The 20,937-nt window shown below is 60.4% G+C and carries 30 protein-coding genes; 21 read left to right on the top strand and 9 right to left on the bottom strand.

Annotated features, from left to right (window positions below; all coding sequences use genetic code 11):
• Positions 1–204 precede the first annotated feature (204 nt).
• Both AYJ54_RS12520 and AYJ54_RS50635 read left to right on the top strand, forming a co-directional pair.
• A complete protein-coding gene (locus AYJ54_RS12520; RefSeq protein ID WP_063699210.1) occupies positions 205–1,038 on the top strand; it encodes an FkbM family methyltransferase in 834 nt (277 codons plus the stop codon).
• Between the two features lie 142 nt (positions 1,039–1,180).
• The gene (locus AYJ54_RS50635) at positions 1,181–1,342 is read left to right on the top strand and encodes a hypothetical protein (protein ID WP_161491845.1); all 162 of its coding nucleotides are present in this window, start codon (positions 1,181–1,183) and stop codon (positions 1,340–1,342) included.
• A 64-nt stretch (positions 1,343–1,406) separates the two neighbouring features.
• On the opposite strand, the gene AYJ54_RS12515 is transcribed toward AYJ54_RS50635, so the two are convergent.
• The 4 genes from AYJ54_RS12515 to AYJ54_RS12505 form a co-directional block, all read right to left on the bottom strand.
• On the bottom strand, positions 1,407–1,697 hold the full coding sequence (locus tag AYJ54_RS12515) for a hypothetical protein (RefSeq protein ID WP_063699209.1): 291 nt from the start codon (positions 1,695–1,697) through the stop codon (positions 1,407–1,409).
• A gap of 1,571 nt (positions 1,698–3,268) precedes the next feature.
• Positions 3,269–3,415, bottom strand: a complete 147-nt coding sequence (locus AYJ54_RS51255) for a hypothetical protein (RefSeq protein WP_201724178.1) — start codon at positions 3,413–3,415, stop codon at positions 3,269–3,271.
• Entirely contained in the window at positions 3,412–3,999 is a 588-nt protein-coding gene (locus tag AYJ54_RS53690) for a hypothetical protein (protein WP_347337211.1), read from the bottom strand. The genes AYJ54_RS51255 and AYJ54_RS53690 overlap by 4 nt, the downstream gene beginning before the upstream one ends.
• Before the next feature lie 117 nt (positions 4,000–4,116).
• Positions 4,117–4,302 (bottom strand): hypothetical protein, encoded by a 186-nt coding sequence (locus AYJ54_RS12505; RefSeq protein WP_063699208.1) that lies wholly within the window; start codon positions 4,300–4,302, stop codon positions 4,117–4,119.
• Between the two features lie 1,527 nt (positions 4,303–5,829).
• Here AYJ54_RS12505 and AYJ54_RS12500 point away from each other — a divergent pair.
• From AYJ54_RS12500 to AYJ54_RS12425, 18 genes are all read left to right on the top strand, one after another.
• Positions 5,830–6,138: a hypothetical protein gene (locus AYJ54_RS12500; protein WP_136623649.1), complete on the top strand. Its 309-nt coding sequence runs from the start codon at positions 5,830–5,832 to the stop codon at positions 6,136–6,138.
• Between the two features lie 550 nt (positions 6,139–6,688).
• Positions 6,689–7,117 carry a hypothetical protein gene (locus AYJ54_RS49260; RefSeq protein ID WP_136623648.1) on the top strand — a complete coding sequence of 143 codons (429 nt, stop codon included), beginning with the start codon at positions 6,689–6,691 and terminating at the stop codon, positions 7,115–7,117.
• 645 nt (positions 7,118–7,762) lie between these two features.
• Complete coding sequence (locus AYJ54_RS12495; RefSeq protein ID WP_063699206.1) at positions 7,763–9,130, top strand: tyrosine-type recombinase/integrase; 1,368 nt, start codon at positions 7,763–7,765, stop codon at positions 9,128–9,130.
• 1 nt (position 9,131) lies between these two features.
• Complete coding sequence (locus AYJ54_RS12490; RefSeq protein ID WP_063699205.1) at positions 9,132–9,617, top strand: hypothetical protein; 486 nt, start codon at positions 9,132–9,134, stop codon at positions 9,615–9,617.
• Between the two features lie 146 nt (positions 9,618–9,763).
• The gene (locus AYJ54_RS12485; RefSeq protein ID WP_082905633.1) at positions 9,764–9,964 is read left to right on the top strand and encodes a helix-turn-helix transcriptional regulator; all 201 of its coding nucleotides are present in this window, start codon (positions 9,764–9,766) and stop codon (positions 9,962–9,964) included.
• A gap of 91 nt (positions 9,965–10,055) precedes the next feature.
• Positions 10,056–10,358, top strand: coding sequence for a PC4/YdbC family ssDNA-binding protein (locus AYJ54_RS12480; protein WP_063699203.1), 303 nt, complete (start codon positions 10,056–10,058; stop codon positions 10,356–10,358).
• Positions 10,355–11,215 (top strand): DUF7146 domain-containing protein, encoded by an 861-nt coding sequence (locus tag AYJ54_RS12475; protein WP_063699202.1) that lies wholly within the window; start codon positions 10,355–10,357, stop codon positions 11,213–11,215. Before AYJ54_RS12480 ends, AYJ54_RS12475 begins: the two co-directional genes overlap by 4 nt.
• Complete coding sequence (locus AYJ54_RS12470; protein ID WP_063699201.1) at positions 11,212–12,366, top strand: AAA family ATPase; 1,155 nt, start codon at positions 11,212–11,214, stop codon at positions 12,364–12,366. Before AYJ54_RS12475 ends, AYJ54_RS12470 begins: the two co-directional genes overlap by 4 nt.
• A 967-nt stretch (positions 12,367–13,333) precedes the next feature.
• Complete coding sequence (locus AYJ54_RS12465; protein WP_161491844.1) at positions 13,334–13,729, top strand: hypothetical protein; 396 nt, start codon at positions 13,334–13,336, stop codon at positions 13,727–13,729.
• Entirely contained in the window at positions 13,705–13,869 is a 165-nt protein-coding gene (locus tag AYJ54_RS49255; protein WP_136623647.1) for a ribbon-helix-helix protein, CopG family, read from the top strand. Before AYJ54_RS12465 ends, AYJ54_RS49255 begins: the two co-directional genes overlap by 25 nt.
• Positions 13,869–14,156 (top strand): hypothetical protein, encoded by a 288-nt coding sequence (locus AYJ54_RS12460; RefSeq protein ID WP_063699199.1) that lies wholly within the window; start codon positions 13,869–13,871, stop codon positions 14,154–14,156. Before AYJ54_RS49255 ends, AYJ54_RS12460 begins: the two co-directional genes overlap by 1 nt.
• The gene (locus AYJ54_RS12455) at positions 14,157–14,456 is read left to right on the top strand and encodes a hypothetical protein (RefSeq protein WP_063699198.1); all 300 of its coding nucleotides are present in this window, start codon (positions 14,157–14,159) and stop codon (positions 14,454–14,456) included.
• The gene (locus AYJ54_RS12450) at positions 14,453–15,022 is read left to right on the top strand and encodes a hypothetical protein (RefSeq protein WP_063699197.1); all 570 of its coding nucleotides are present in this window, start codon (positions 14,453–14,455) and stop codon (positions 15,020–15,022) included. Before AYJ54_RS12455 ends, AYJ54_RS12450 begins: the two co-directional genes overlap by 4 nt.
• Positions 15,019–15,216, top strand: a complete 198-nt coding sequence (locus AYJ54_RS12445) for a hypothetical protein (protein WP_063699196.1) — start codon at positions 15,019–15,021, stop codon at positions 15,214–15,216. The genes AYJ54_RS12450 and AYJ54_RS12445 overlap by 4 nt, the downstream gene beginning before the upstream one ends.
• A gap of 3 nt (positions 15,217–15,219) precedes the next feature.
• Positions 15,220–15,753, top strand: coding sequence for a terminase small subunit (locus tag AYJ54_RS12440; RefSeq protein WP_082905626.1), 534 nt, complete (start codon positions 15,220–15,222; stop codon positions 15,751–15,753).
• Positions 15,750–16,160 (top strand): hypothetical protein, encoded by a 411-nt coding sequence (locus AYJ54_RS12435; protein WP_063699195.1) that lies wholly within the window; start codon positions 15,750–15,752, stop codon positions 16,158–16,160. The genes AYJ54_RS12440 and AYJ54_RS12435 overlap by 4 nt, the downstream gene beginning before the upstream one ends.
• A gap of 202 nt (positions 16,161–16,362) precedes the next feature.
• The gene (locus AYJ54_RS12430) at positions 16,363–16,632 is read left to right on the top strand and encodes a hypothetical protein (protein WP_063699194.1); all 270 of its coding nucleotides are present in this window, start codon (positions 16,363–16,365) and stop codon (positions 16,630–16,632) included.
• Positions 16,633–16,727: 95 nt separating this feature from the next.
• Complete coding sequence (locus tag AYJ54_RS12425; protein ID WP_063699193.1) at positions 16,728–16,916, top strand: hypothetical protein; 189 nt, start codon at positions 16,728–16,730, stop codon at positions 16,914–16,916.
• A gap of 342 nt (positions 16,917–17,258) precedes the next feature.
• Here the strand turns inward: AYJ54_RS12425 and AYJ54_RS50630 are convergent, their stop codons facing one another.
• On the bottom strand, positions 17,259–17,402 hold the full coding sequence (locus AYJ54_RS50630) for a hypothetical protein (RefSeq protein WP_161491843.1): 144 nt from the start codon (positions 17,400–17,402) through the stop codon (positions 17,259–17,261).
• Positions 17,403–17,424: 22 nt separating this feature from the next.
• Between AYJ54_RS50630 and AYJ54_RS12420 the strand changes: the two genes are divergently transcribed.
• Positions 17,425–18,912, top strand: a complete 1,488-nt coding sequence (locus AYJ54_RS12420) for a hypothetical protein (protein ID WP_136623646.1) — start codon at positions 17,425–17,427, stop codon at positions 18,910–18,912.
• A gap of 62 nt (positions 18,913–18,974) precedes the next feature.
• On the opposite strand, the gene AYJ54_RS12415 is transcribed toward AYJ54_RS12420, so the two are convergent.
• The 4 genes from AYJ54_RS12415 to AYJ54_RS49250 all read right to left on the bottom strand — a co-directional run bounded on the left by AYJ54_RS12415 (position 18,975) and on the right by AYJ54_RS49250 (position 20,924).
• A complete protein-coding gene (locus AYJ54_RS12415; RefSeq protein ID WP_063699191.1) occupies positions 18,975–19,514 on the bottom strand; it encodes a hypothetical protein in 540 nt (179 codons plus the stop codon).
• 114 nt (positions 19,515–19,628) lie between these two features.
• Entirely contained in the window at positions 19,629–20,060 is a 432-nt protein-coding gene (locus tag AYJ54_RS12410) for a hypothetical protein (RefSeq protein WP_063699190.1), read from the bottom strand.
• Positions 20,057–20,419: a helix-turn-helix domain-containing protein gene (locus AYJ54_RS12405; protein ID WP_063699189.1), complete on the bottom strand. Its 363-nt coding sequence runs from the start codon at positions 20,417–20,419 to the stop codon at positions 20,057–20,059. Before AYJ54_RS12405 ends, AYJ54_RS12410 begins: the two co-directional genes overlap by 4 nt.
• A gap of 7 nt (positions 20,420–20,426) precedes the next feature.
• Positions 20,427–20,924, bottom strand: a complete 498-nt coding sequence (locus AYJ54_RS49250) for a hypothetical protein (protein WP_161491842.1) — start codon at positions 20,922–20,924, stop codon at positions 20,427–20,429.
• Positions 20,925–20,937: the final 13 nt, after the last annotated feature.

Raw genomic sequence — 20,937 nt, 5'->3', positions numbered from 1 at the left:
GTAGTCCACGCCGCAGTCTGACCCGCCGTATGGGGCGGCATCAGCACGGCATCGACGAACTCGCGCATGGCCGGCTCACAAGCACGGCGGGGTTTTTTCTATTCACAGCGGGTTCGGGCACTCTCAATAAGAACCACACGCGCGAGTTGATCGCGCCGCTGATCGCACGCTATCGGTCAGTCCGGTATTGTTCGGATTGATTTCATGCAGGCTGCCGATTTCAGCGCAACGCTGCAAAACTTGTTTGCGAAGGGCGTGCGCTACGGAACCGTGGTCGACCTCGGCTGCGCCGATGGGCACTTCGTGCTCAACCATCTGTCGTGCCTCGGCGGCGCGGTGCCGCTCAACATCGACGCCAATCGAATCTATGAGGACACGCTCAAGGCCATCAAGGAGGCGCTTGGCGGGCACTATCGCATCTGCGTCGTCACCGACCACGAAGGCGAGATCGAGATCACCGAGTCGGTGCATCCTTACTGGTCATCGCTGCGTCCTGCAGGCGACGTCTACTGGTCGCGGGTCAACGACCTGATCAAGAGCAAGGTCAAGGTGCCGGCGACGACGCTCGATGCACTGGTCAAGGAACTGTCGCTCAAGCCGCCGTTCCTGCTTAAACTCGACGTGCAGGGCGCGGAAAAGGCTGCGCTGAAGGGCGCGCGCTACGTGCTCGAAAATTGCAGCGTGGTCGTGTGCGAGGCCGACATTGACGACTTCCAGGACATCAACGCGATGCTGCTCGACGCGGTTTCTTTTCTCTACGACCTGACGACGCTGCAGCGCCTCCGCGACGGAACGCTCGGCTGGTTTTACCCGGTCTACGTCAGCGGCAAGCTCGCGCATCTGAAGCCGCAGGCGTTCTGGGATCCCGGCGACAACGCTGCGGTGATCGGCGTGCAGGAGACGCGCCGCAAGATGATCCTCGAGCAGAACAAGAAAATCCTCAACCGGCTGCGTTACGGGCAGACCAAGGTCGGTCGTAACGATCCCTGTCCCTGCGGTTCAGGGCAGAAATTCAAGCACTATTGCGGCAGCTACTGACCCGATTAATTTCGTTTGGTTTTTTGGTGAGCGCGCGGGGGGCTCGAACCCACGACCCCGTGATTAAACGAGGCCCGCCGGTTCACGCCGGCGGCCTCGCTACGTCCTAAGAGCGTCGACGGCGTGGGCGATGAGAATGCTCATGCTGAGTACGATCAGGCAAACAATTGCGGCTTGGAATAACATCGGAGTGGTTTCTGTGGTGGCCGAGGGTGAGCCGCTTATAAGCCGTCACATTTCGCCAGCATTTGGCCGTGCGGGCGGCGCCTTGGTGTTCATGTCGTTAAAAGTCCGCAAGGTTTAAAACGCCGGCCGGTCATTGCTGGCCTGATTCTTTCGGTTGAGCGCTCGCATCTACGCCTGCAAGACTATCGGTGGCGTCGGCTCCGCTTTCGGATCGGTACAGGTTTTTTTAGCCGCTTGGCGTTTGCCGCCACGCGCCGGCGGTATCGGCGAACGATCGCATCGCCGGAGGCCCCCGCCATGAGCCTGGCGGTAGCATCCAAGGCCGCATCTATTTTCTCACGGACCATCAATTCGGCTTCGCGCTGAGCACGTTTACCGCCGCGCATGAGCTTCATCGTGCGGAGACCAACCACCTGGTTTGCCTCGATCGCCAACATCATCAATGAATGGAACATCGCAGACGAGCGACGCATGACTCCACTCCACGCAAACTGCAGCTATTCGGCTTAGGGGCTTCGTTCCAAGATAGGAGACCGGGTCGTATTCCGGTAGCCCATGGCTGGGACAGTCAACCGATTCCAATTGAAATCCGGCCGGACATCCGCGCCGCGTCTGCCGCAGGCCTAAGCAGAAGGCCGCAGTGGGGCTCGCTGAGGCCCCGCGGGGGCCGGCGGGCCTTCTCCCCAGCCACGGCATCAAAATTCGGCAAATGCGCAAATCACGTTGGTGGTCATCGGGTTCCATTGTTTAAGCCTTGCCAAAGGGTTGCTTGATTTTCGCGTTTCGCGTAGCTTTCCTTACGGGAAGCTTACGGGTCGTTACCATTCTCAGTCGATCGTTGACGTGATCATTGCCTCAGAGTCGCGGAGGACACGTGGACCGAGCGCTAAGGGAATTCCGAAGACTAGAGCGCATTTGCCTTGAACATGCTGCGATAGCTTCCATGGAGCTTGAGCGCGTCGGCCTTTTGAAGGTCGCCGAAGATTGCCGTCGGGCGGCCGCGTCAATCGAGAATCTTCAGAAGGTCCGCCCAAAAGCCTGAGGGGCGGTTGCCCAGCCTTTGCGAACAGCCATCATCGTCGGCTCGCTGCCGCCCCGCAGTATCGCGCCGCACTCACGCCGCAGATGACGAGTTAAAGGCGGCCGCCTCGGTCTGGCGGGCTTTTCCTTTGAGTGCGGCCGGTCGACGGGCGGATCGAGGCGAGCTTTTAGTTCCGGGCCTCTCGGGCGTCGCCGCTAGAACTGGCCGCGCAAACCTGGCTGCCCACCGCTGTTCGAATTTCCTTTGAAGATCAAGAGGGACAGTACTCACGACCGGAACTCCGGCTTCGCAATCCTGCCCTGTGTTGGAGACCCCAACGCTTGCCACGTCTCAAAGGTCCCGATGCGCCCAATCAGGGATGCCAATCGATCAGGAGCGCGGGCTTCGGTCCCGCGTTCACCAAGCCCGCCGGTTCGCGCTGGCGGGCCTCCAACTGAGAGCGGCCCTGCCATGCTTCTTCTTTTGGGAACGGGACCCAGAAAAGGGGTTTCACCGCTGCCGAGCGTGTTCATGGCGCGCCCTACCTCGGTCGCCAATATTCTGTAATGCTCGGCCAGCTTGGCGAACAACTCGCGTTTAGGGGATTGGTCGCTGGGAAAAAGCGGCAACGGGCACTCGGGAGCCATCCATGCAAGACATGAAGGCTCGACTGGAAAAGCTCCAGACGGACGCGGCCGAATGTGCGCTAATCCGCGACAAGTTAGGACCTTCGCGATTCATATGTGTTCGCCGGAACCGAGGATGTTCGGAAAACTGGGCAATTCGGGAGGCTGAGACATTTCATCTCGAAGATATTGAAACTCGGCGGGCCGCTGTCCCAGCGCAGCGGCCCCTGCTTTGTGGGGCGGTGCTGGAACTGCCGGTTGATTACCAAGTTTTCCCGATGCCCTTCCCCAAGGGTAGCTGGCCTCAGCTCCCCCGTGGCCCCCGCCTGCAAGGAGCTGGGGCCTCTTTTATTCACCGAGATTCGCTTTGGCGTAGCGGTCCTACGGCCAAGCGGGTTCATTCGAGAACTTCATATTCGAACGCCACGCCCTCGGGGTCGTTCTCCTCGAACCATTTCTCTGCGGCATCCTGATTGGCGAATACCTTGATGTGGTCCTTATCGCCGACCCGCTTGGCGGGATTGACGTAGACAAAGACGGTCATTGATCCCTCTTCAGTTTGCGTCGGCCCCAATGCGGTTCTTTTTCTTTTCCTTTCGGATTGAATGCGGGTAAGTAGTGTCGGTTCAAGGCGCGCATAAAGCCAGTCCGTACGAACATCGTTGGATCGCCGCGCTCAACCACCAGAAGCAGGGCTTCCATTGCAGCCAGCCATTCCGGTGCGTTGTGCACCTTGGGCGGCAGCGCGGCGATATACTCGCCGGCATCCCGCAGCGCGACCAGCGTGCGGCCGTCGACCTTGATCGAAGCTTCGAAAGGCCGCCCCCAGCCCTTGGTCATCGCGTGTTTCGGCACCCCATCGAGAGAGCGGTCAGCTTGCCCCAGTTGAAATCCGGCCGGACCTCGGCGCCGCGCTTGCCGCAGGCCCCACAGACGAACCGCGGTTCGAGGTCGGACAGTCGCAAAGGCCAGCGATCGGCCGCTCAGCGTCACGCTATGGCCGCACCGGTAGTCCGCGCAATAGACCAGGACGCCGCGCACGCCCATGTCGCGCATTTGGCCGAAGGTGATCTTCACCGGGCGGTCACCGGGGACGGTGTTGCTTTGGCGGCGGACAGGTACCGCCATCAAAGCGGCGCGGACACGAACTCGCAAATTATCAATGGGTGGTAGGATGGAGCGAGCGCGAGACACCGCGCTTCGTGGGTGTGGAAACTGACCTCAGCTGAGGCCTGATACCTGGGCTTACCGTGTGGTCGTTTCTTCGAGCGGCTGAGCCGCGAGCTCCTCACGTGCACGACGAGCGCGGGCACTGTGTCCGTTCATCGCTTTCACCGCCTCGTTCTCGTCGGTACAAAAAGCAATGCATCGCCGATCGGCAAACACGAGCCACTGACGAGAGCCAACTTCCCTGATGACGTACTCGGTCATTGTCGAGTCTCCAGCAGCGAGTTGATCGCATTTTAGGCCAACAGCGTTGCTCATTCGTTAATCGGGCTCAGGTCCGACTGCCACCGCGGCCGAGCGCCAACAATGCGCCGCTGCGCTCAAGGCGTAAGGCTCGCCACCTCGGCAATCAAGGGCAGCCTGTTGCTTGCCAAACTCTACGGCGTCTTAATGCCGGAAGAGCATCGATGAAGCAGACGGCCCGCCGGTTCACGCTGGCGGGCCTTCTGCCGTCCAGCAGCCTCACTCACCCTTCGGTTGCGGCTCGCTCAAACATCAGGCGCTTGATTTAGATCAAGGATCCGGTGCGTCAGGCTGCCGTGATGGTCTTGCGCTCGGCGGGGCACCCCAAGAGGGAGGGGACGGCTCCGGCGCCCGCCAGCCCCATGCCGGAGCCGTTTCAGCTGAGCTGGTTACTTTTTGAGGCGCTTGCGCTCAGACGCCGCCTCGGTCTCGACGGCTCAATCAGTTTTTGATCTGCTGCTCTGTTGGTATCGGGAATCTCGCCCTCAGGTCGAGTAGTCAGGATGTGCTCCGCTTCTTCGGCTTGTTCCCTCGTAAGCCTGGCTGCGTAGTTTGTCCCAATCAGCGCTGGACCCTTGCGTTCTCGGTCGTAGACCATCCAACCGATGCCTCCCATCCGAATGAAGAATCTGCTTTGCGAAGATACTCTGTCGCTCGACATTGGCGCCCTCCCAGCGTTCGTGCAACGAGCCACGATTGGATTGCCACTTTTTCCCGAGCGCATTTGCCTATGTGAATCGCCGCTCGGGTGAAATACGGAGGGCTGCCGGTTCCGTGGCGACTCTGAGCTACTGCGCATCAGACGCTGCTCCTTTACGGAACAGTATCGCCAATGTGCTGAAGCGAACAGAAACGCTGTGAGGGTAGGGTAAGCTTGCAATCGCTTGGTCTTTGCCAATGGCCAAGCACCTCTAAGCGGCCCCGGCCTTCACCCCCACCAACGCCCCTAGGCCGGGGCCGCCTTTTGCCCGGCTATCGCTGGTGACCCAACTCGGCCTTCGTCGTCATCCCAACAGCATGGATGCGAGGGGATCATTGGCTGGGCGTTGGGGTCGCGCCGCCGGCGTGCGCAGTGTAGGCGTCCAATGAATTCCATGATTTCGCGCGTTCGGCTGAATCGTATGTTTGGCGACAGCCGCTGAGGCTGGGGTAAGTGCAATGCTGGTGATTGCGAAAATTGCGAAGGCGAGAAAAGCGGGTCGGGATTTGTCAATGGTCATTTCGATTCTCCCTATGAGTTAGCGAGAAGCAAATCGAATCCCACTAGAATAACCCCCCAACGCATCGCATGCTGATCCCGAATCGTTTCAGCCCGTCTTCGCCGAAATAGGAAAATGGTTTCGTGCTTGTTTCGCCGGAGCCGCAGTCGCGGTTCACAGGTCCGTGATCGTGGAAGCCCAATTGGGGCGGTCTGAGCGGGCCTTTGACGAGATGATGTTTGCGGCGCGCTGCCTGATCATTGACGTCCCCACGACGAGGACCGGGCTCATGCGCTGGACGCAATACCTACGCAAGCTCCGGATCGACTGGAATGCCTGCGGCAGCGGCAGCCCGTACCTGCCGGACAAGATCAACAGCAAGCCATGGACTGATACGTTCCTCAGGGCCTTGTCGACCCAGCTTCGGAAGATGGGCGACGGTCCATCTCCAAGACGCAAGAAACCGCAGCAGCCGGGACCAGGCATCGAGGAGTTCACCGACAAGCTGAGAGGCTACCTTCACCAGGAAATGAGCTTCGGCCGGACGGTCGACCAGGCGCTCGACGACCTCGCCCAGGCTGGGAGGCCGCAGCAATGAGCAACATCGTTGAGCTACGGCCATCCGACCGCTTAGAGAACGAGGCGGACATCCAAGACACATCATCAGGCTCACTGAATTGATGTGCGTGATGCTGGCGCAACCGGATGCGGATACAGCGCTGGATGGGACGCACTGCCTTATGGGGATCATTGCAGATCGCGCCCGCGATCTCCGGGACCGCCTCCTTCACGGGAGCGCGCCATGAAGCGCCGGCGCCGATCGTACAGGAAACGTAACCGGCAAAGGTTGTGGACCCATCGCCGACGGCTCGGGCGATGAACGAGGGGCCCGCCGGCTCCCTCTGGCGAGCCTCCATGATACAACCTGACCGCGATTGGCGATGCTGATCGCATCTCAGTCGACTCCCGCCGGCTCACAAGGTCGGCGGGATTTTTCTTTGAAGCGCAGCAGAGCGCGAAGAGACAAGCTGTCGCACTCAACCTAAATATGCAGACTATTCATTGACGGGTGCATGCAACCTATGGCCGGATATCTGAGGTGGATAGTGGCAGAGAGGTAAATTCAATCAGTAGCTGTGGAGGCGAGAATGGTACGTATTTACGACGTAAAAAGCGCCATCATAAGAATACTCAAAAGCGATCCCCCGCAAATTGTTGTTTTAGCAGACGGCAGGGCACCAACTACCGGATGGACAAATCCCACACTCGGAGCTTGGTACTACATTGACGCACCGGAGGATGGCATCCAAGACTTCGATTTCACAGCAGGAGCGCCCAACGGATTCTCTGTCCCCGTGTTGACGCCGATTAGCGCCGATGCCGTTGTCGCCCGAGATCCCGCCAACTATTGGGGAAAGGGAAAACCACTCGTTGGAGTTCGAATACACTCTCGTACAAATACGATAGAATTCGGAGGAGATCCGGATCAATTCGTCGCCATGAGCGAGGGCTTGCCTTTGCCTTGGCCATTCCCGTGGAGGCGTTTGGAAACATTCGGACAGTCCACCGGAGGCTGATGCCTAACCGCTATTGATCTGATCGGCACGAGCAGCACACTCACCATCAACGCGGCAAATTCTATACGCGCGGTGTTGGTGGATATTGAAAACCAGGACGCTACCCGATTCCTGGCGGCTCGGGCCGGGCTCGAGCTACTGCCCGTCGTGGGTATGGAAAGGTCGCCATGGAGGACGAGTGCGGTTCTCGATCGAGACCGCACTGAGTGTGCAGCCGCTATTCAATTCCAGGCTCGTGTTGCTGAGCCTTTGCGATGACCACCAGCAATCCAAAGGCGGCAAGTGCGAGCAGGGCCAATCCGGACAAACCGAGGGCAAACCAGATCATGGTTCACACTCGCGCTGTGTGCATGGCGTGTGCACACACTAAAAAGCCCCTTCGGATTGAAGGGGCGAATTTGGCTCTAACTACTTGATTTTGCTTGGTGAGCGCGCTGGGGCTCGAACCCAGGACCCCGTGATTAAAAGTCAAAATCAGGACAGCGACCTAACCCATTGATGCAGATTCATTTTCTTGTGTCTGCACCGAAATCCTCAGATTTTTCAAGGAAATTAGCGCCGACCCGTTGACTATCTGCGGACATCCGCGGACACTCACACCGCATTCGATGTGCAGACACAGTGCAGACACAGCGGGGTGGGGTCATGCCGAATATCAGCGAAAAAATCGTGGGAGCGCTGGAGCCCAAGCTTGATGGTCGAGGGAGGCCCAGGGCGAGCACTCTGCACTATTTCAGCGGCGCGACCCTGCAGGGGAAGAAGGCGCCGGCCGGGTTTGCAGTGCGCGTCACCGCGGCCGGTACGAAGTCCTTCGTCCTGTTCCACCGGCACGGCGGGAAGGGCTACCTCGAGACGCTTGGCCGGTGGGACGAGAACGCCCAGGGCGGAACCCTCACGGTTCGGGACGCGATCATCAAGGCGGACAAGCTCGCCAAGGACCTCAAGAACGGCCGGCGGGAAGATCCTCGCCCCGAGCGCACGCGCCGCATGGAGGATGGCGACGATCCAGAGGGGCTGAAGATCGGCGGCGCATTCGACCCGGACGCAAGGGAAGAAGATCGGGAACAGAAAGTTCCGGGGCTGCTCGACATGTTCGTCGAGCGCTATTGCCTGAAGGAAAAGGCGCTGAAGAGCGCCGATCAGTACGCCAGTACGTTCCGGCGGCTCGTGGCTCCTGATATTGGGGACCTGCCGGTATTCGGGGAGGGGCGCCTGCGTCGCTCGCACATCGTGGACATGCTTGACGAGATCGAGGACGAGAGCGGTCCGGTCATGGCCGATCGCACGCTTGCCTATGTGCGCAAGGCATTCAACTGGTTCGCAGCACGCAACGAGGATTTCACAAACCCGATCGTGAAGGGAATTCGACAGGTCGGCACAAACGCCCGCGACCGCATTCTGAGCGACGAAGAGCTACGGGACCTGTGGGCGGCGCTGGACGTCGTGCAGGACGTGCCGGCCTGCTATCCGCGCTTCGTCAAATCCCTGCTTCTGACCACCACACGCCGCAACGAAGCGGCGCAGATGCACACGAGCGAGCTCGATGGCACCGATTGGACGATTCCAGCCGAGCGGTACAAGACCGGAATCGACCATCTGATCCCGATGAGCGAGGCGGCGCGCGCGCTACTCGGCGAGAAGCCGGCCGGCGCCAATGGCAATTCGTGGTTCGTGTTCTCGACCACCAATGGCGCGAAGGGCTTCAGCGGCTTCAGCAAAGCCAAGCGCGAACTCGATAAGGCGATTGCGAAGGTCCGCGCGGGGCGCGAGCCAATGCCTCATTGGGTCTTGCACGACCTACGCCGCACTGGCCGCTCGCTCATGTCGCGCGCCGGTGTGCCGGCCGATCATGCCGAGCGCTGTCTTGGGCACGTGATCGGCGGCATCCGCAGTGTTTATGACCGCTATGCCTATCAGGACGAGAAGCGCGTCGCGTTCGAGAAGCTGGCCGGCCTCGTCGCGGTGATCCTGAACCCGCAGCCGAACGTCACGCCCATGGCGCGGAGCGCGTGACATGTACGGCAATCCAAAGGAGATCGCGGAGCAGCTCTTCCGTGCCTGTTTGTGGGAACAAAAGTTTTCCGGGGATGCAGCGTATCACGCTGCCTATTCAGTTTGGTCCGAGATCTTGCAACACGTGTCGCTTAGCGACGCACGGAAGATTTTCCTTCATTTCGGAAAGGGACCGCCGAAACGCTATATCAAGAAGCACGCGAATGCAGGCATTCTCTTCCGGCTCAGCGTGATGGGGCGCACATCTGGCGGCGAAAACATAGAAAAGTTGGCTCGCATCATTGCGGCCGAGAACGAGGAATTTAACCGGTCGTTGCCGGATGAACGAAAAGAAGAACGACGTCAAACCAACGTTGCTTCTATCGCCAAGCATATTCGTCGGCTCCGAGACGCGAGGCGCGAGCGCGTAGGGACTAAGATTTCCACAGGCGCCAAGAAGAAAAAAAGCTCTGTGAAAGGTCGCCCGGCAGGAGACCGAAAGCGCTGATAAAGCGCTGTTACATAGGCACATGTTGATTGCCTGGACATTTCGATTCCGGTTTGTCCAGGACATTTCGATTTTAAGAAATCCAATTTTCGCGTATGCGAACGTCCGCCACTGTCCCGCAACAATTCACGAACGGGACCTTGGCAATGACCGATCTTCTCAAGGACTACGCTCCGCGCCCGCAGCTCGCCGAGCAATTGGGTGTTTCTGAAAAGACTTTGATCCGCTGGGAGCTCGACGGCCGGGGGCCGCCGGTCACGCGCGTCGGTCGCACGCCGCTCTACTACATTCCGAGCGCCATGCAGTGGCTTCGCGCCCAGGAGCGCGCCCCTGACAAAGCCGCATAAACGAACCGAGGCCGGGCGCCTGCCAGCGTCCGGCCTCTCTAGCCATGTCCGAAAACCTACCGAAACCCCTACCGAAAAGGCCCGGCAGACAATGGCCGTAGCAGATCAATCCGCACGGAGCAATGCACCGCTCGATCGCGGTGAAGAACACGAGACGGCCAAGCTATGGGCCGATCGCAGCGGCAATGCCGTCATCGCGAAACTCGTTCAGCTTGACGGCAAATGGTACTTCGACCTGCGGCGCTATTTTACGAATCCGCAGGGCAAATTCACCGCCACCAAAAAGGGTGTGATGGTTTCGGTCCGGAAACTCCCGGACCTGGTCAAAGCCGTCGGCAAGAGCGAGCGTGAAGCGATCAGGCTGGGGTTCCTGAAGAGCGAGGACGCGGAATGATCGCGCTTCGCACCCTCGCGCACGATCTGGGCGGCGACGTTGTCGGCCGCTCCGTGCTCGCCCCAGGACCCGGCCATTCACCGAGCGACCGTTCGCTGAGCGTCACGCCTTCCGCCGCGGACCCCGACGGGTTCGTCGTGTTCAGCCATGCCGGGGATGACTGGCGAGAATGCCGCGTGCATGTCCTGCAGCGGCTCGGTGTCAGGCCGGCAGGGTGGTTGAAACAGCAGCGCAACGTTTCCGTAGCGACGCCGGCGCGCGCGAGCAGCGACTCGGCCGTGTTCATCTGGAACGAGGCGGTTGCCCCCCGCGGGACGCTCGTCGAGCGCTATCTTGCGTCGCGCTGGCTCGAGCTTCCCGACGACATCGCCGGCCGGGTGGTCCGCTTCCATGCCGCTTGCCCGTTCGGGCCCGGCGTCCGCCTGCCCTGCATGGTCACCGCGTTTCGCGCGATCGTCGGTGACAAGCTCCAGGCGATCCACAGAACCGCGCTCACGCCCGACGGCAAAAAGATCGACCGCAAAATGCTCGGCCCCGTCGCCGGCGCTGCGATCAAGCTTGATGACGACGGGGACGTCGAGCAGGGCCTGACTATCGGCGAAGGTTTCGAGACCTGCCTTGCAGGCCGGCAGCTCGGTTTCCGCCCCGTGTGGGCGCTCGGCTCGGCCGGCGCGATCGGCACGTTCCCGGTGCTGCCCGGCATCGACGCGCTCACCATCCTGGCGGAGACCGACGACGGCGGCGCCAATGCCCGCGCGATCAAGACATGCGGCACCCGTTGGGCCGCGGAGCAGCGTGAAGTGATAGTCGCGACACCCCGCGCAGCGGGTGACATGAACAGTGCCCTTGCATCATGAACATTCCCGCCCCGACCGCCCGCGCGGCCCAAGTTGTCATTCTGGAACGCTTCGAGCCGGAAGAGATACCGATGCCGACGGGCCCGGAAGATTACGGCATGGCGAACCCCGAGGACGCGGCCGAGATCAAAATCCCGGACGATCTGCCGTTGTCCATCGACGCTTGGCGCGAGCGCGATCTGCCACCGCCGGACCTGATCCTGGGCAAATGGTTGTCGACGACGAGCCGCGCGCTGATCTCGGCGCCGACAGGCCTGGGCAAGAGCAACCTCGCGATCGCGCTCGGGCAGCGGGTCGCGGCGAACATCGGGTTTTTGCATTGGAACCCCGGCCGCAGGGTCAAGGTGCTCTACATCGACGGGGAAATGTCGCGGCGCCTGCTCAAGCAGCGCGTGCTCGATGAAGAGCGCCGCCACGGCGGGGACTTGTCGGGCTTCTACACGCTGAGCCGGGAAGACGTCGAGCGCTTCCAGCCGCTCAACAGCCCGGCCGGTCAAGCCTGGATTCTCGCCCTGATCCAGCACCTCGGCGTCGAGCTTGTGATTTTCGACAACATCATGTCGCTGACACTCGGCGACCAGACCAACGAACTGGTGTGGCAGCAGACCATGCCGCTCGTGGTCGAGTTAACCCGGAGGGCGGTAGGCCAGATCTGGATTCATCACACCGGCCATGACGAGACCAAGGGTTATGGGACCAAGACCCGGGAATGGTCGCTCGACACCGTCGGCCACCTTGAGAAGGTCGAGCGCGAGGACACGGACGTTTCGTTCAACCTGGTGTTCAGGAAGGCCCGCGAGCGCACGCCGACGATCCGGCATGACTTTCAGGACGTCAAGATTGCACTGGTGGACGACCAGTGGGAGCACGAGGCAAGCGAGGCCCTGCGGCCAGAGAAGGTCTCGCCGCGCATCAGGAAGGCGCTGGAGGCCCTGCAGAACGTGCTCGCCACCGACCAGGCCAAACAGCTCTCAGCCAACCGACGGGCCGCCCACCGCGACCAGTGGGCAGCCGAATGCGATGCTCGCGGCCTGATCGACCTCAAGGGCAAGCCGGACAGCGCCCGCACCCTCATGAACACCTTCCGACGCGATCTCGTTGCCGCAAACCTGATCGCCTGCGATGGGGACTGGCAATGGCTGATCCGGTGAAACAGCCGACTGTTTCAGGACTGTTTTCGACCCCCTCCGAAACAGTCAAAAAACAGTCGGCTTCACAACGAGCAAAACAGCTTAAAAACAGGCCGAAACGGCTGCAAAACAGTCTAGAAACAGCGCCCCGAAACAGTGAAACAGCCCCCTATAGGGGAGGCGAAACCGTTTCACCCCCTCGCGCCAACCGCTCGCGCGCGCGGCAACACGCTCCGCTCTCGACGAAACATCGCTCCGCTTGCGCTGTGCTAACGTTTCGTCGTCGCTGCGCTTCCTGGGACATCACCGGCATCGCGAATGCCGTAACGAATTCACGCGGCCCGAGCACACAGCATCACGTCTGCAATCGCTCAACACATAGGCCCATCTCGCCATCCAGGCTCACGAACAGGCTCTGTAACGAGTTGCGTTGGAAGAGCGGGGAAGACCTCGTTGCACCGGCATGGGTGCTAGCATCCGCAGCCGAGCTGCCGACGAACCCACAACCGGGCGCCAACCTGCTGGCAATTGCTATCGGCTCAGCATGCCCGCCAGCGGGCTTTGCAGACTCGCCCATGCGGGTTTGCCGGCTCGCCGCTGTCGACCACCGGCCAGCGCTCAACGCTCACCAGCGGGCTCCGTACGAGCTCGGCGCAACGGCTGACGCAGACACGGTGCAGACACGTCATGCAGGCAATTGGAAAAGCGCAACGATTGCAGCGAAATGCGCCATCCGACTCCGTGATCGAAAATCACGAGAGGGGATTTATGGGCGTAGCAACGCAACTCTAGACGAGAGGAATGCGCCCGCGCGCGTGGGGAAATGGCTGAAGCTGCCGCAAAGGCTGGAAAGGTCGACCCCCGAAGGGGGGTGGGGTGCCGGGTGGGGGGAGAACGGCCGCCGCGTTCATAGTTCGAGGTCCCCCTCCAATTTCGCGCTGGCCTTCCAAGACTCTTTTGCAGCATTTCTCAGACAGGCCGGAGGTGCGTGATGCAGCCGGTTGTTGTCGAGAACGAGACGGAGCTTCGCGCGCTTATCCGCGCTCGGATTTCTGAACTGGGGACGACCTACAGCGAAGTGGAGCGCTACGCCGGATTGACGGATTCCGCGGTCGCCAAGCTCATGGCGCCGTCGAGGATCCGCGGGTTTGGCAATCGATCGCTACCGCTGCTGTTGCAGGCGCTCGCGCTGGGGATTGCGCGTGTCGAGTTCATCGAGGACCGGACCAGGGCGGCGAAGGTGCGCGGACGGTTGGCGCCGCGGCGGCGGAAAGCGTCACCGCGCCCGCCGGTCCATGAGTGCATTGCTGAGGACTTCAGACAGGGCAATCTCTTCGGCAGCAACACCGAGGATTGCGCATGGCGAAAGCACAGAAAAGGATGATTTGCGCGCGCGTCGACGACGCGTTTGCGGAGCGCGTTGAGGCGGCGGCTGAGAAGCAGGACCGCGGCGTGAGTTCATTTGTCCGTCAGGCGCTGGCCGCTGCGATGGAGCCCAAGCAGCAGCGAGAGGGAGCGGCCTGATGGCAACGGCAAAAGACCGGCGGATAACGCTTGAAGCATCCGCTTTTCCCGGCGCGGCGAAGGTCGTCATGCCCGGTGGGGAAACCACAATTGAGCGCGGCTACGGCTCTGCCTTGTCGAAAGCAAGTGCGGCGACGCTGGGGAAATTCGCGGCCGCAGACGCTTTGATCGCCGCCGAGCAGGCGGTGAATGACGCGCGGTCGACGGGGGCAAGTGCTGCGACGATTGCAAAGCTGGTTGCGGCCTTCAACTCGGCGGACAGCGCCGCTAGCGGGCAGGGGGTCTAGATGCCCGAAATCGATCGTATCGCCAGCCGGCGCCTCCGGGCGCTCGAGGACACGGCATTGGGGCTGGATGCGGCGCGCGTCGCTGGTCAAGTCGAGCGCGGTCATGGCTCACCGTTTTCAAAGCTCGACGAACGCACGCGGGCCATCTTCACGAAGCTCGATGCGGCGGTTATCGCCGAGGACGCCCTGGCTCTCGCAACCGACGAGGCATTCGCGGCCCAAAACAAGCTTACTGCGGCCCAGGCGGCGCACACGGCCGCACTGGCCGCTGTTGATCAACTGACGGGGAAATCCGCATGAGCGAACGCGCCATCAGCACGGTTCAGCCCTTCAACGTTCAATCGGCCGCAGATGCGAAGGTCAAGCTGGACGAGATGATTGCTCAGCACCAGCGGTCGACGCCGGCCGCAAACAAGCTTTCCAACCTGCTGGGAGATCCAAGCTTCCTGCGGTCCATCGATCACGGCGGCCAGCATGGCGCCAGCGACGGTCACGCACTACCCGGCGGGGCGTCGTTCGATCGGCTCCAGGACGCCGTAACAGAAGCGCGCGCGGAGGCAGGCGACCCGATCAGTCGCGCGATCGCTGGGGAGCTCAGCGATATCAACGACAGTGGATACTTGCACCAGAAGCAAACGGCTGATGCGCTGCGCGTCCTGGGCATGAAGGACGACGTCATTCGCCAGGTGCTCGCCGGCGAACCCGTCTCACGTGCCGAGCACGAGAGCGTGCAGCGCTGGAAATCCGAGGCGATGAAGGATGAGAAGTGGCGCGCCGCCTACCTCAAGGGTGATCCTGACTGCGTCCGGCAGATGACGAACGCGATGGTCGTCTTGACCTCTCCGATCAAGGAGGACGCCGCATGATGGGCCTTTCCGCGGCCGGCGGCGCAATGATGAGGATGGGCGGGTTCGGCCTCGGCGGCTCGCTCGCTCAGCAGGTGCAAAGCGAAACCGACGAGGAGCGCCGCCGGCGGGAGCGTGAGCTGGCCGCGCAGCGGGCAGGGATGTCACCGGCCGGGCGGGCGTTGGCCTACGGCGGGGCAATGCTGAGTTTCTGAGCGATGGCGAACCAGGCGCGCAATCTTGTCCCGATCGATGAAGCCGAGGCCGAAGACGGCCCGGCAATGAAGGCGTTGCCGACGGATCGCCACCGATTATTCGTGCGTGCGTTGTATCAGGTCAAGCCTGGCCACGGCGCCCAGGTGAAGGCGGCGCGCATGGCCGGGTGGGGCAGCCCAACCTCGACGCCGAAAACCATGTCTGTCATCGCATCGCGGCTTGCGCATGATCCGCGGGTGCAGGCAGCGCTCTACGAAGAGGACCAGAAGCGCATCCGTGCCACGGCGCCGCGGGCGATCAAGGCGCTGGCGGCCCTGGTCGAGGATCCCAAACACCGCGACCATGCACGCGGAATCGCCATGGTGCTGGACCGTCTGCATCCCATCGAAACGACCCACAAGGTAACGGTTGAACATGAAGCCTCATCTTCGATGAAGGCAACCGCCGAGGTCATGGAGCGCATTCTGGCGCTTGCCGCGCGCGCTGGTGTCCCGGCGATGATCGACGTAACGCCCCAGAAGGAAGCCTCGCGATGATCATCTCTACGAGAGAGATCGAGGAACATGCACTATGGCAGTCGACTTGGAGCGACGATGAGCGCGTGCTGGCTCATACGCCGCCTGGTTATTGGTATGACTTGGTCAACATCAGCATGGTGAAGCGGCTGCTGCAGGCGAGGGACATGCGGGCGGACCTGCGCTTGCGCTTCCTCGAATGGCTGAACGGCATCGTTCACGGAAATCTCTCGCTGGATGCGATGCAGACGGTCGCACCCGCGTGCGACACTGCAATGCAAATGATCGACGAGATGCAACACCTCAGCATCGACGACAAATGCAGGCTCATGCGCAAGTGGGACATCATGGCGGGCTTCTGCAATCTCAATCCATCGCTGATCGAGGCGATGAAACTGTTTCGGCATCCAATCGGCGTCGCAGCATGACATTCAACCGAACTGCTAAACTGAGAGGCTAGAGAATGACCACCCAGAGCCACACATCGCTTACCACTCACTCCGCGCCGTTTTCGTTGACCGGCCTGACTATCTCCGCGTCCCTCACCGGAGTCGACGGCACCAGCGCAATTGAACTCCAGCAACTCACGCCGGCCGGCGGACACTCGATTTCTACGAACGTTGTGAGCGCATGACCGACGCATTCGAAAGTTTCCTGGCCGAGATGCGGGCCGTGCCGTGCCTCGCCGGCGAGATCCCCGACCAGCTCGAGGCCGCTTTCGAGATCACGAAGGCGGATGCGCTCAGGAACAAGCACGCGCGCAGTTTCCTGGCAGCGCTTCGGTGGGTCGCAGGACATCGCGAGAAATCGATTGTGGAACGCCTCGACGCGATCCTCAAACTGACAGCATTCGAAGGCCCGGTCGTTGGTTCGATCACAAGGCTGGTCGGATGGACATAAAATGAATTTACGAGCTCCAGGGGACGCGTGTGGCCCCTTCATCCACGGCGGCCGGGACGTGGGGAGATCCCCGGCCATAAATTCACTAGGCGGCAATGACCAATAGAGAGACAGCAATCATCGGACTGAAGCGCGAAATCAAAACCGTTCGCGCAACTGCCCGCGACTTGAAGGAGCAAAACGAGAAATGGCGCAAGGTGTGCACCACGCTTCGCGGTCTCGCAGGTCTCGATGATGCGCAATTTCGCAACCTGCTCAAGGCTGAAGCTCTTCCTGTCGAGTAGGTAGCGCGCACCGTAAACGCGCTTCGGATTGAGCTGTCTCCGTCAAACAGCTCCGACTTGGACATGTCGTTAACGACCTTCGGCGCTCGACCGGCTCGAGCCGCGCCTCAAGGTCGGTCCAATGTCCTCTCGCTATATCCGCAGCCTCGTTTTGGCGGCTGCCTTCGTCGCGGGTCTCTCTTCAGTTTCAGCCCAGCAATTTCAGACCATTCCGTCCGGAACCGTCATCGGCCGAACCGCGATCGGCACCGGTCCCGCGCAGGCCATCCCGATCCAGCAATTGTTCAATTCGCTGCTGACCGGCCCGCTGTCCGTTCCCGGCGTCAACACGAACTCCGTCATCTACAAGGGGGCGACCAGCGGGCAGGCCACCGTCAGCGCACAGCCGGTCGCGGGGACGCCGACGATCCTGTGGCCGAACACGTCCGGCACGGTCGCCACGAACGCCACTTCGCCGATCGTCCTGAACGCGACAACCGGCAACATCAGTTGCCCGAGCTGCCTGTCGGTGGCAAATGCCACACCGGTGCTGACCTCGCGCGCGTTCGCGATGACGCAAAACCTGTCGAGCGTCGCGGCGATCCGAACGATTGGCTATACGGTCGGAGGCGATGGCGGCGGCGCGACCTTCAAGAACGTCGGCACCGCGCCATTCATCGACAGCTTCATCACCAGCTTCACGATCGCCGGCGGCTCGGGCTATACCAACGGCACATATTTTGGCGTGATTTTCGCGACCGGATCGAAACCGTTCACGGTCGGGAAAGTGACCGTTTCCGGCGGTGCGGTCGCGTCGGTCGACTTCACCTATACTCCCGGCAATCAGTGCGCCGTCGGCGACGTCCTCACGATCACGGGCGTGGGCTCCGGCGCTTCGATGGGCGCTGGTACGGGCGCATCGATCACCGTCACCGCCTGCTCGACGCCGCTTGCCAGTTTCACCGACTCTGTCGGCACTCGGTTTCAGTTCGTGCCGGATACCTATCCGAACATCCTTCAATTCGGCGCCAAGGGCGATTGGAACGGCACGGATGCTGGAACCACCGACAACTTCAGCGCCATCCAGGCCGCAGCGTGGTTCGCGGGCAACAAGTCGTCCTTTCAGCAGGATGGCGGTGGATACTGGGGCGGCCGTCTGAACGTCCCGAACGGCTCCTTCCTGATGTGCGGTACAGGCAGCGTGCCCTTCGTGGTGCCTCAAGGCGTTGTAATTCAGGGGACAACGTCAGGCGCCGGCACGACGCTGAAGATGTGCGACAGCTTCAGTGCTGCATCCAACTTCGTCGAAATCTGCGATCCCAATTGGCAGTTCGCATGCTTCGGCGCCATGCTGCGCGATATCACTATCTTCGCAACTCGAACCGTGACGGCCAACGATGGCGTCGCGCTGATCCACTCCAACAACATCCAAGACGGCGGCGCCATCGACCATGTCTATGCCTATCCCGGCAAGCGCATGTGCCTGTGGTTCCAAAAGGGCTATGGCGGCGCCAGCACGGTTAGCATCGAAAATTTCTTCTGCGCGATAAATGGCGGGGCTAACCAGCCCGCGATGATTCTCGGCGACACCGTTGCCAGTGGCATGAACTACGGCACCACCGGGATCAGCATAAAAAATCTGGGGGTCGGCGGGCCATCATCAGCACCGTTTCACCAGGGCCCCGGCATTATCTTCAGGGGCGGCTTTCCTATTATCGAGAACGTGCACTGCGAGAACATGGGAGAATGCGTTCAGTTCGACATCCCGGCGGCGACTGGCAACGGCAACATAGCGCGCATTCACAACATCAACGCGGGCAGCGGCACGGTCACCTGCAATGGTGTCATTACCCTCACCGGCAATAATAACGCCGGCAACGTTATCATGGGACAAATTGTAGCTGGCTCCTGCACCCATACCGTCAACAACGGGCAAGCCAGCGGCGTCAGTTATGACAGCAGCATCGGGCAAGACGCCTGCTTCAACCCCAGCTTCACCCGCACGAGCTGTCCATAGCGGAGCCGGCGATCACCACGGACGTGACGTTCAATCCGTGGACGCCACACCTGCCGACGACATTAGACAAATCCGATCCGATTTCCGTGACTGCGATCGTTCACCATTGGATTCTTGCTCAGTTCGTCCTTAAGCAGGTCGAACAGGTGCCCGCAAAGTTCCTCTAGTTTCAGGGGAGCGAACCCTACATCAAAGTCCTGTTTGGACCTCTGCACCGTGACTACGAACCGAGACCCATCGAATTTGCACCGGAGCAAGAACCAAAATGGCTGTTTGGGATACGTGTTCGGCGCGTGTTCAAGAAAGACTCTCAGGCCGAAATAAAGAAAGCCATCTTCGTGATAATCAAGCTCAGGGAATGCTTCGTCATGAGCTTCGAGACTGAAAAACCGCTTTTGTTCATTCCAAATTGCGCGTGTAGCGGATACGTACCTCTGCTTTCCCCCCGAAGGATGGCCTTCATTGAAAAACTCGGGGCAGCCAAGATATTCCTGAAATCTCTTTGCGATCCGGGGCGCCAGAAGTTGATGCTCGCGTGACTGATCCACCCATTGGTTGCGCCAAGGATCAAATAGCTTCGTTAGTTCGTCGAAACGGCTCATTACGGGACCTTTCGCGCGGGGGAATCCGGGGGACGCCACACTTTACATTATAATCGTTCAGTCGCCGTCGACGCTGCGCGACGATTTAGGGGCGAAGACCAAGCTAATGGCCTGTCAAGCGCTCAGTCCCTGAAGGCGGGGCTGAAGGACGCTTACCCATACCCCTCCGGCATCGAGCTCTTCACCCGCTTCCGTCAATACCGTTGTTTCGATTTTCCCTGGACGTAACTGAATTTGCTGAAGCAAGATCGGAGCCCGTACGAACATCTTCGGGCGCTCCGGATTGGACAGTGGGGGAAGATTCTCAAGGGGGATATCCAGAACCGCTGGAACGGCCCCAGGCGGAGTTACCTTCAGCGTGATTTTTTGGAAAGGATTGTCCTTGGGTGTCTCGGCTGTGAAATAGAAGACTAGTTGGCCGACAGTTAGCCCTTCCGCGGGAACAGCAATATCGCTGGTGTAAACGCCATTCAGAAACACCTTTCCGTTCATAGCGACCAACACGTCGTCGCACACCACAACGGAGGCTCGCCGCTCAATGCTCATGACGCAGCGACCATCAACTTTTGAAATGGGGCTGGCGTCGCCGGGGAGATAGTCTTTGTGGACGCAGGCACCGCAGACTGAACCGGAGGGAGAGCAACAGGAGTTGTTATCGCATGATTTTTCTTGCTTTCAGCTGGATCGAAGATTCTCACTTCGATATCGTGATCCAGCCCCCAGACCATGTCTGCGATAGTTTCCTCCGTCATATTCACCTGTCCCGTTAGTCGACGGTGAATCGCGGATTTGTCAACGCCGAGCTTCTCAGCGAGCATTGACTGGTTCAGAATACCTGCCTCATTTTTTTTGACATAAGCCTCCCGCAGCTGCCCTTCGATCTGGCTGGACAGCTTCAGGAACATCTGACGTCTAGGGTTCTTTTTCGATCGGGAAGAGGGCAAGGATATCTCCGAGGAGTACATGCTTCTGCAAATTATGCTCTTTGATGAAGCGGACCACGTTGTCGCGTTTCTGATCGTTCACGTTGCCCAGTGATTTGTCTTTCGTCTCGCTTTCCATCGAGCCTGTCACTACCGCAAGACAATCACTTTTCGGCGCCCACCCATATAGCCGCGTTTTGACCGGATGAAGTTTCCAAACCCCTTTGGTCGCTGGCATCATGCGTCTTAGATCGCCGCCGCCGGGCCTCTTTGCGCATCTTAGGTCGCAAAAGAGCTGTTCGATGTGCTCAGCGAGTGTTCTGCCGCCAACTTTGCATTTTGGATCATGAAGTAATTCCGTTTCGTCGAACCAGGTCCAGAACGATGGAGCGATCCAAAATTGACGGATAGGCAGTCGCCCCTCCCACTCAGGGAGTTCGTACAGTTCTAATCCCGCCGCTCGGAGATCATCCTCCAAAGTTGCCATATAAGTCAACAAT

Source organism: Bradyrhizobium centrolobii, assembly GCF_001641635.1.
GTDB lineage: Bacteria > Pseudomonadota > Alphaproteobacteria > Rhizobiales > Xanthobacteraceae > Bradyrhizobium > Bradyrhizobium centrolobii.
Note: the sequence above shows the minus strand (reverse complement) of the source record. Positions and strands in the feature narration are given on the sequence as shown.

Excerpts from the sequence above, each read along its gene's own strand:
- AYJ54_RS12445 (WP_063699196.1), top strand. The coding sequence starts at position 15,019 with ATGATGGGCCTTTCCGCGGCCGGCGGCGCAATGATGAGGATGGGCGGG.
- AYJ54_RS53690 (WP_347337211.1), bottom strand. The coding sequence starts at position 3,999 with ATGGCGGTACCTGTCCGCCGCCAAAGCAACACCGTCCCCGGTGACCGC.
- AYJ54_RS12450 (WP_063699197.1), top strand. The coding sequence starts at position 14,453 with ATGAGCGAACGCGCCATCAGCACGGTTCAGCCCTTCAACGTTCAATCG.
- AYJ54_RS12480 (WP_063699203.1), top strand. The coding sequence starts at position 10,056 with ATGGCCGTAGCAGATCAATCCGCACGGAGCAATGCACCGCTCGATCGC.
- AYJ54_RS12505 (WP_063699208.1), bottom strand. The coding sequence starts at position 4,302 with ATGACCGAGTACGTCATCAGGGAAGTTGGCTCTCGTCAGTGGCTCGTG.
- AYJ54_RS12515 (WP_063699209.1), bottom strand. The coding sequence starts at position 1,697 with ATGCGTCGCTCGTCTGCGATGTTCCATTCATTGATGATGTTGGCGATC.
- AYJ54_RS12405 (WP_063699189.1), bottom strand. The coding sequence starts at position 20,419 with ATGTTCCTGAAGCTGTCCAGCCAGATCGAAGGGCAGCTGCGGGAGGCT.
- AYJ54_RS12460 (WP_063699199.1), top strand. The coding sequence starts at position 13,869 with ATGGCAACGGCAAAAGACCGGCGGATAACGCTTGAAGCATCCGCTTTT.
- AYJ54_RS49250 (WP_161491842.1), bottom strand. The coding sequence starts at position 20,924 with ATGGCAACTTTGGAGGATGATCTCCGAGCGGCGGGATTAGAACTGTAC.
- AYJ54_RS51255 (WP_201724178.1), bottom strand. The coding sequence starts at position 3,415 with ATGACCGTCTTTGTCTACGTCAATCCCGCCAAGCGGGTCGGCGATAAG.
- AYJ54_RS12455 (WP_063699198.1), top strand. The coding sequence starts at position 14,157 with ATGCCCGAAATCGATCGTATCGCCAGCCGGCGCCTCCGGGCGCTCGAG.
- AYJ54_RS12520 (WP_063699210.1), top strand. The coding sequence starts at position 205 with ATGCAGGCTGCCGATTTCAGCGCAACGCTGCAAAACTTGTTTGCGAAG.
- AYJ54_RS49260 (WP_136623648.1), top strand. The coding sequence starts at position 6,689 with ATGGTACGTATTTACGACGTAAAAAGCGCCATCATAAGAATACTCAAA.
- AYJ54_RS50635 (WP_161491845.1), top strand. The coding sequence starts at position 1,181 with ATGCTGAGTACGATCAGGCAAACAATTGCGGCTTGGAATAACATCGGA.
- AYJ54_RS12500 (WP_136623649.1), top strand. The coding sequence starts at position 5,830 with ATGCGCTGGACGCAATACCTACGCAAGCTCCGGATCGACTGGAATGCC.
- AYJ54_RS12495 (WP_063699206.1), top strand. The coding sequence starts at position 7,763 with ATGCCGAATATCAGCGAAAAAATCGTGGGAGCGCTGGAGCCCAAGCTT.
- AYJ54_RS12475 (WP_063699202.1), top strand. The coding sequence starts at position 10,355 with ATGATCGCGCTTCGCACCCTCGCGCACGATCTGGGCGGCGACGTTGTC.
- AYJ54_RS50630 (WP_161491843.1), bottom strand. The coding sequence starts at position 17,402 with ATGTTGCCGGTTGTCGCGTTCAGGACGATCGGCGAAGTGGCGTTCGTG.
- AYJ54_RS12470 (WP_063699201.1), top strand. The coding sequence starts at position 11,212 with ATGAACATTCCCGCCCCGACCGCCCGCGCGGCCCAAGTTGTCATTCTG.
- AYJ54_RS12410 (WP_063699190.1), bottom strand. The coding sequence starts at position 20,060 with ATGAGCATTGAGCGGCGAGCCTCCGTTGTGGTGTGCGACGACGTGTTG.
- AYJ54_RS12440 (WP_082905626.1), top strand. The coding sequence starts at position 15,220 with ATGGCGAACCAGGCGCGCAATCTTGTCCCGATCGATGAAGCCGAGGCC.
- AYJ54_RS12435 (WP_063699195.1), top strand. The coding sequence starts at position 15,750 with ATGATCATCTCTACGAGAGAGATCGAGGAACATGCACTATGGCAGTCG.
- AYJ54_RS49255 (WP_136623647.1), top strand. The coding sequence starts at position 13,705 with ATGGCGAAAGCACAGAAAAGGATGATTTGCGCGCGCGTCGACGACGCG.
- AYJ54_RS12485 (WP_082905633.1), top strand. The coding sequence starts at position 9,764 with ATGACCGATCTTCTCAAGGACTACGCTCCGCGCCCGCAGCTCGCCGAG.
- AYJ54_RS12490 (WP_063699205.1), top strand. The coding sequence starts at position 9,132 with ATGTACGGCAATCCAAAGGAGATCGCGGAGCAGCTCTTCCGTGCCTGT.
- AYJ54_RS12415 (WP_063699191.1), bottom strand. The coding sequence starts at position 19,514 with ATGAGCCGTTTCGACGAACTAACGAAGCTATTTGATCCTTGGCGCAAC.
- AYJ54_RS12425 (WP_063699193.1), top strand. The coding sequence starts at position 16,728 with ATGACCAATAGAGAGACAGCAATCATCGGACTGAAGCGCGAAATCAAA.
- AYJ54_RS12430 (WP_063699194.1), top strand. The coding sequence starts at position 16,363 with ATGACCGACGCATTCGAAAGTTTCCTGGCCGAGATGCGGGCCGTGCCG.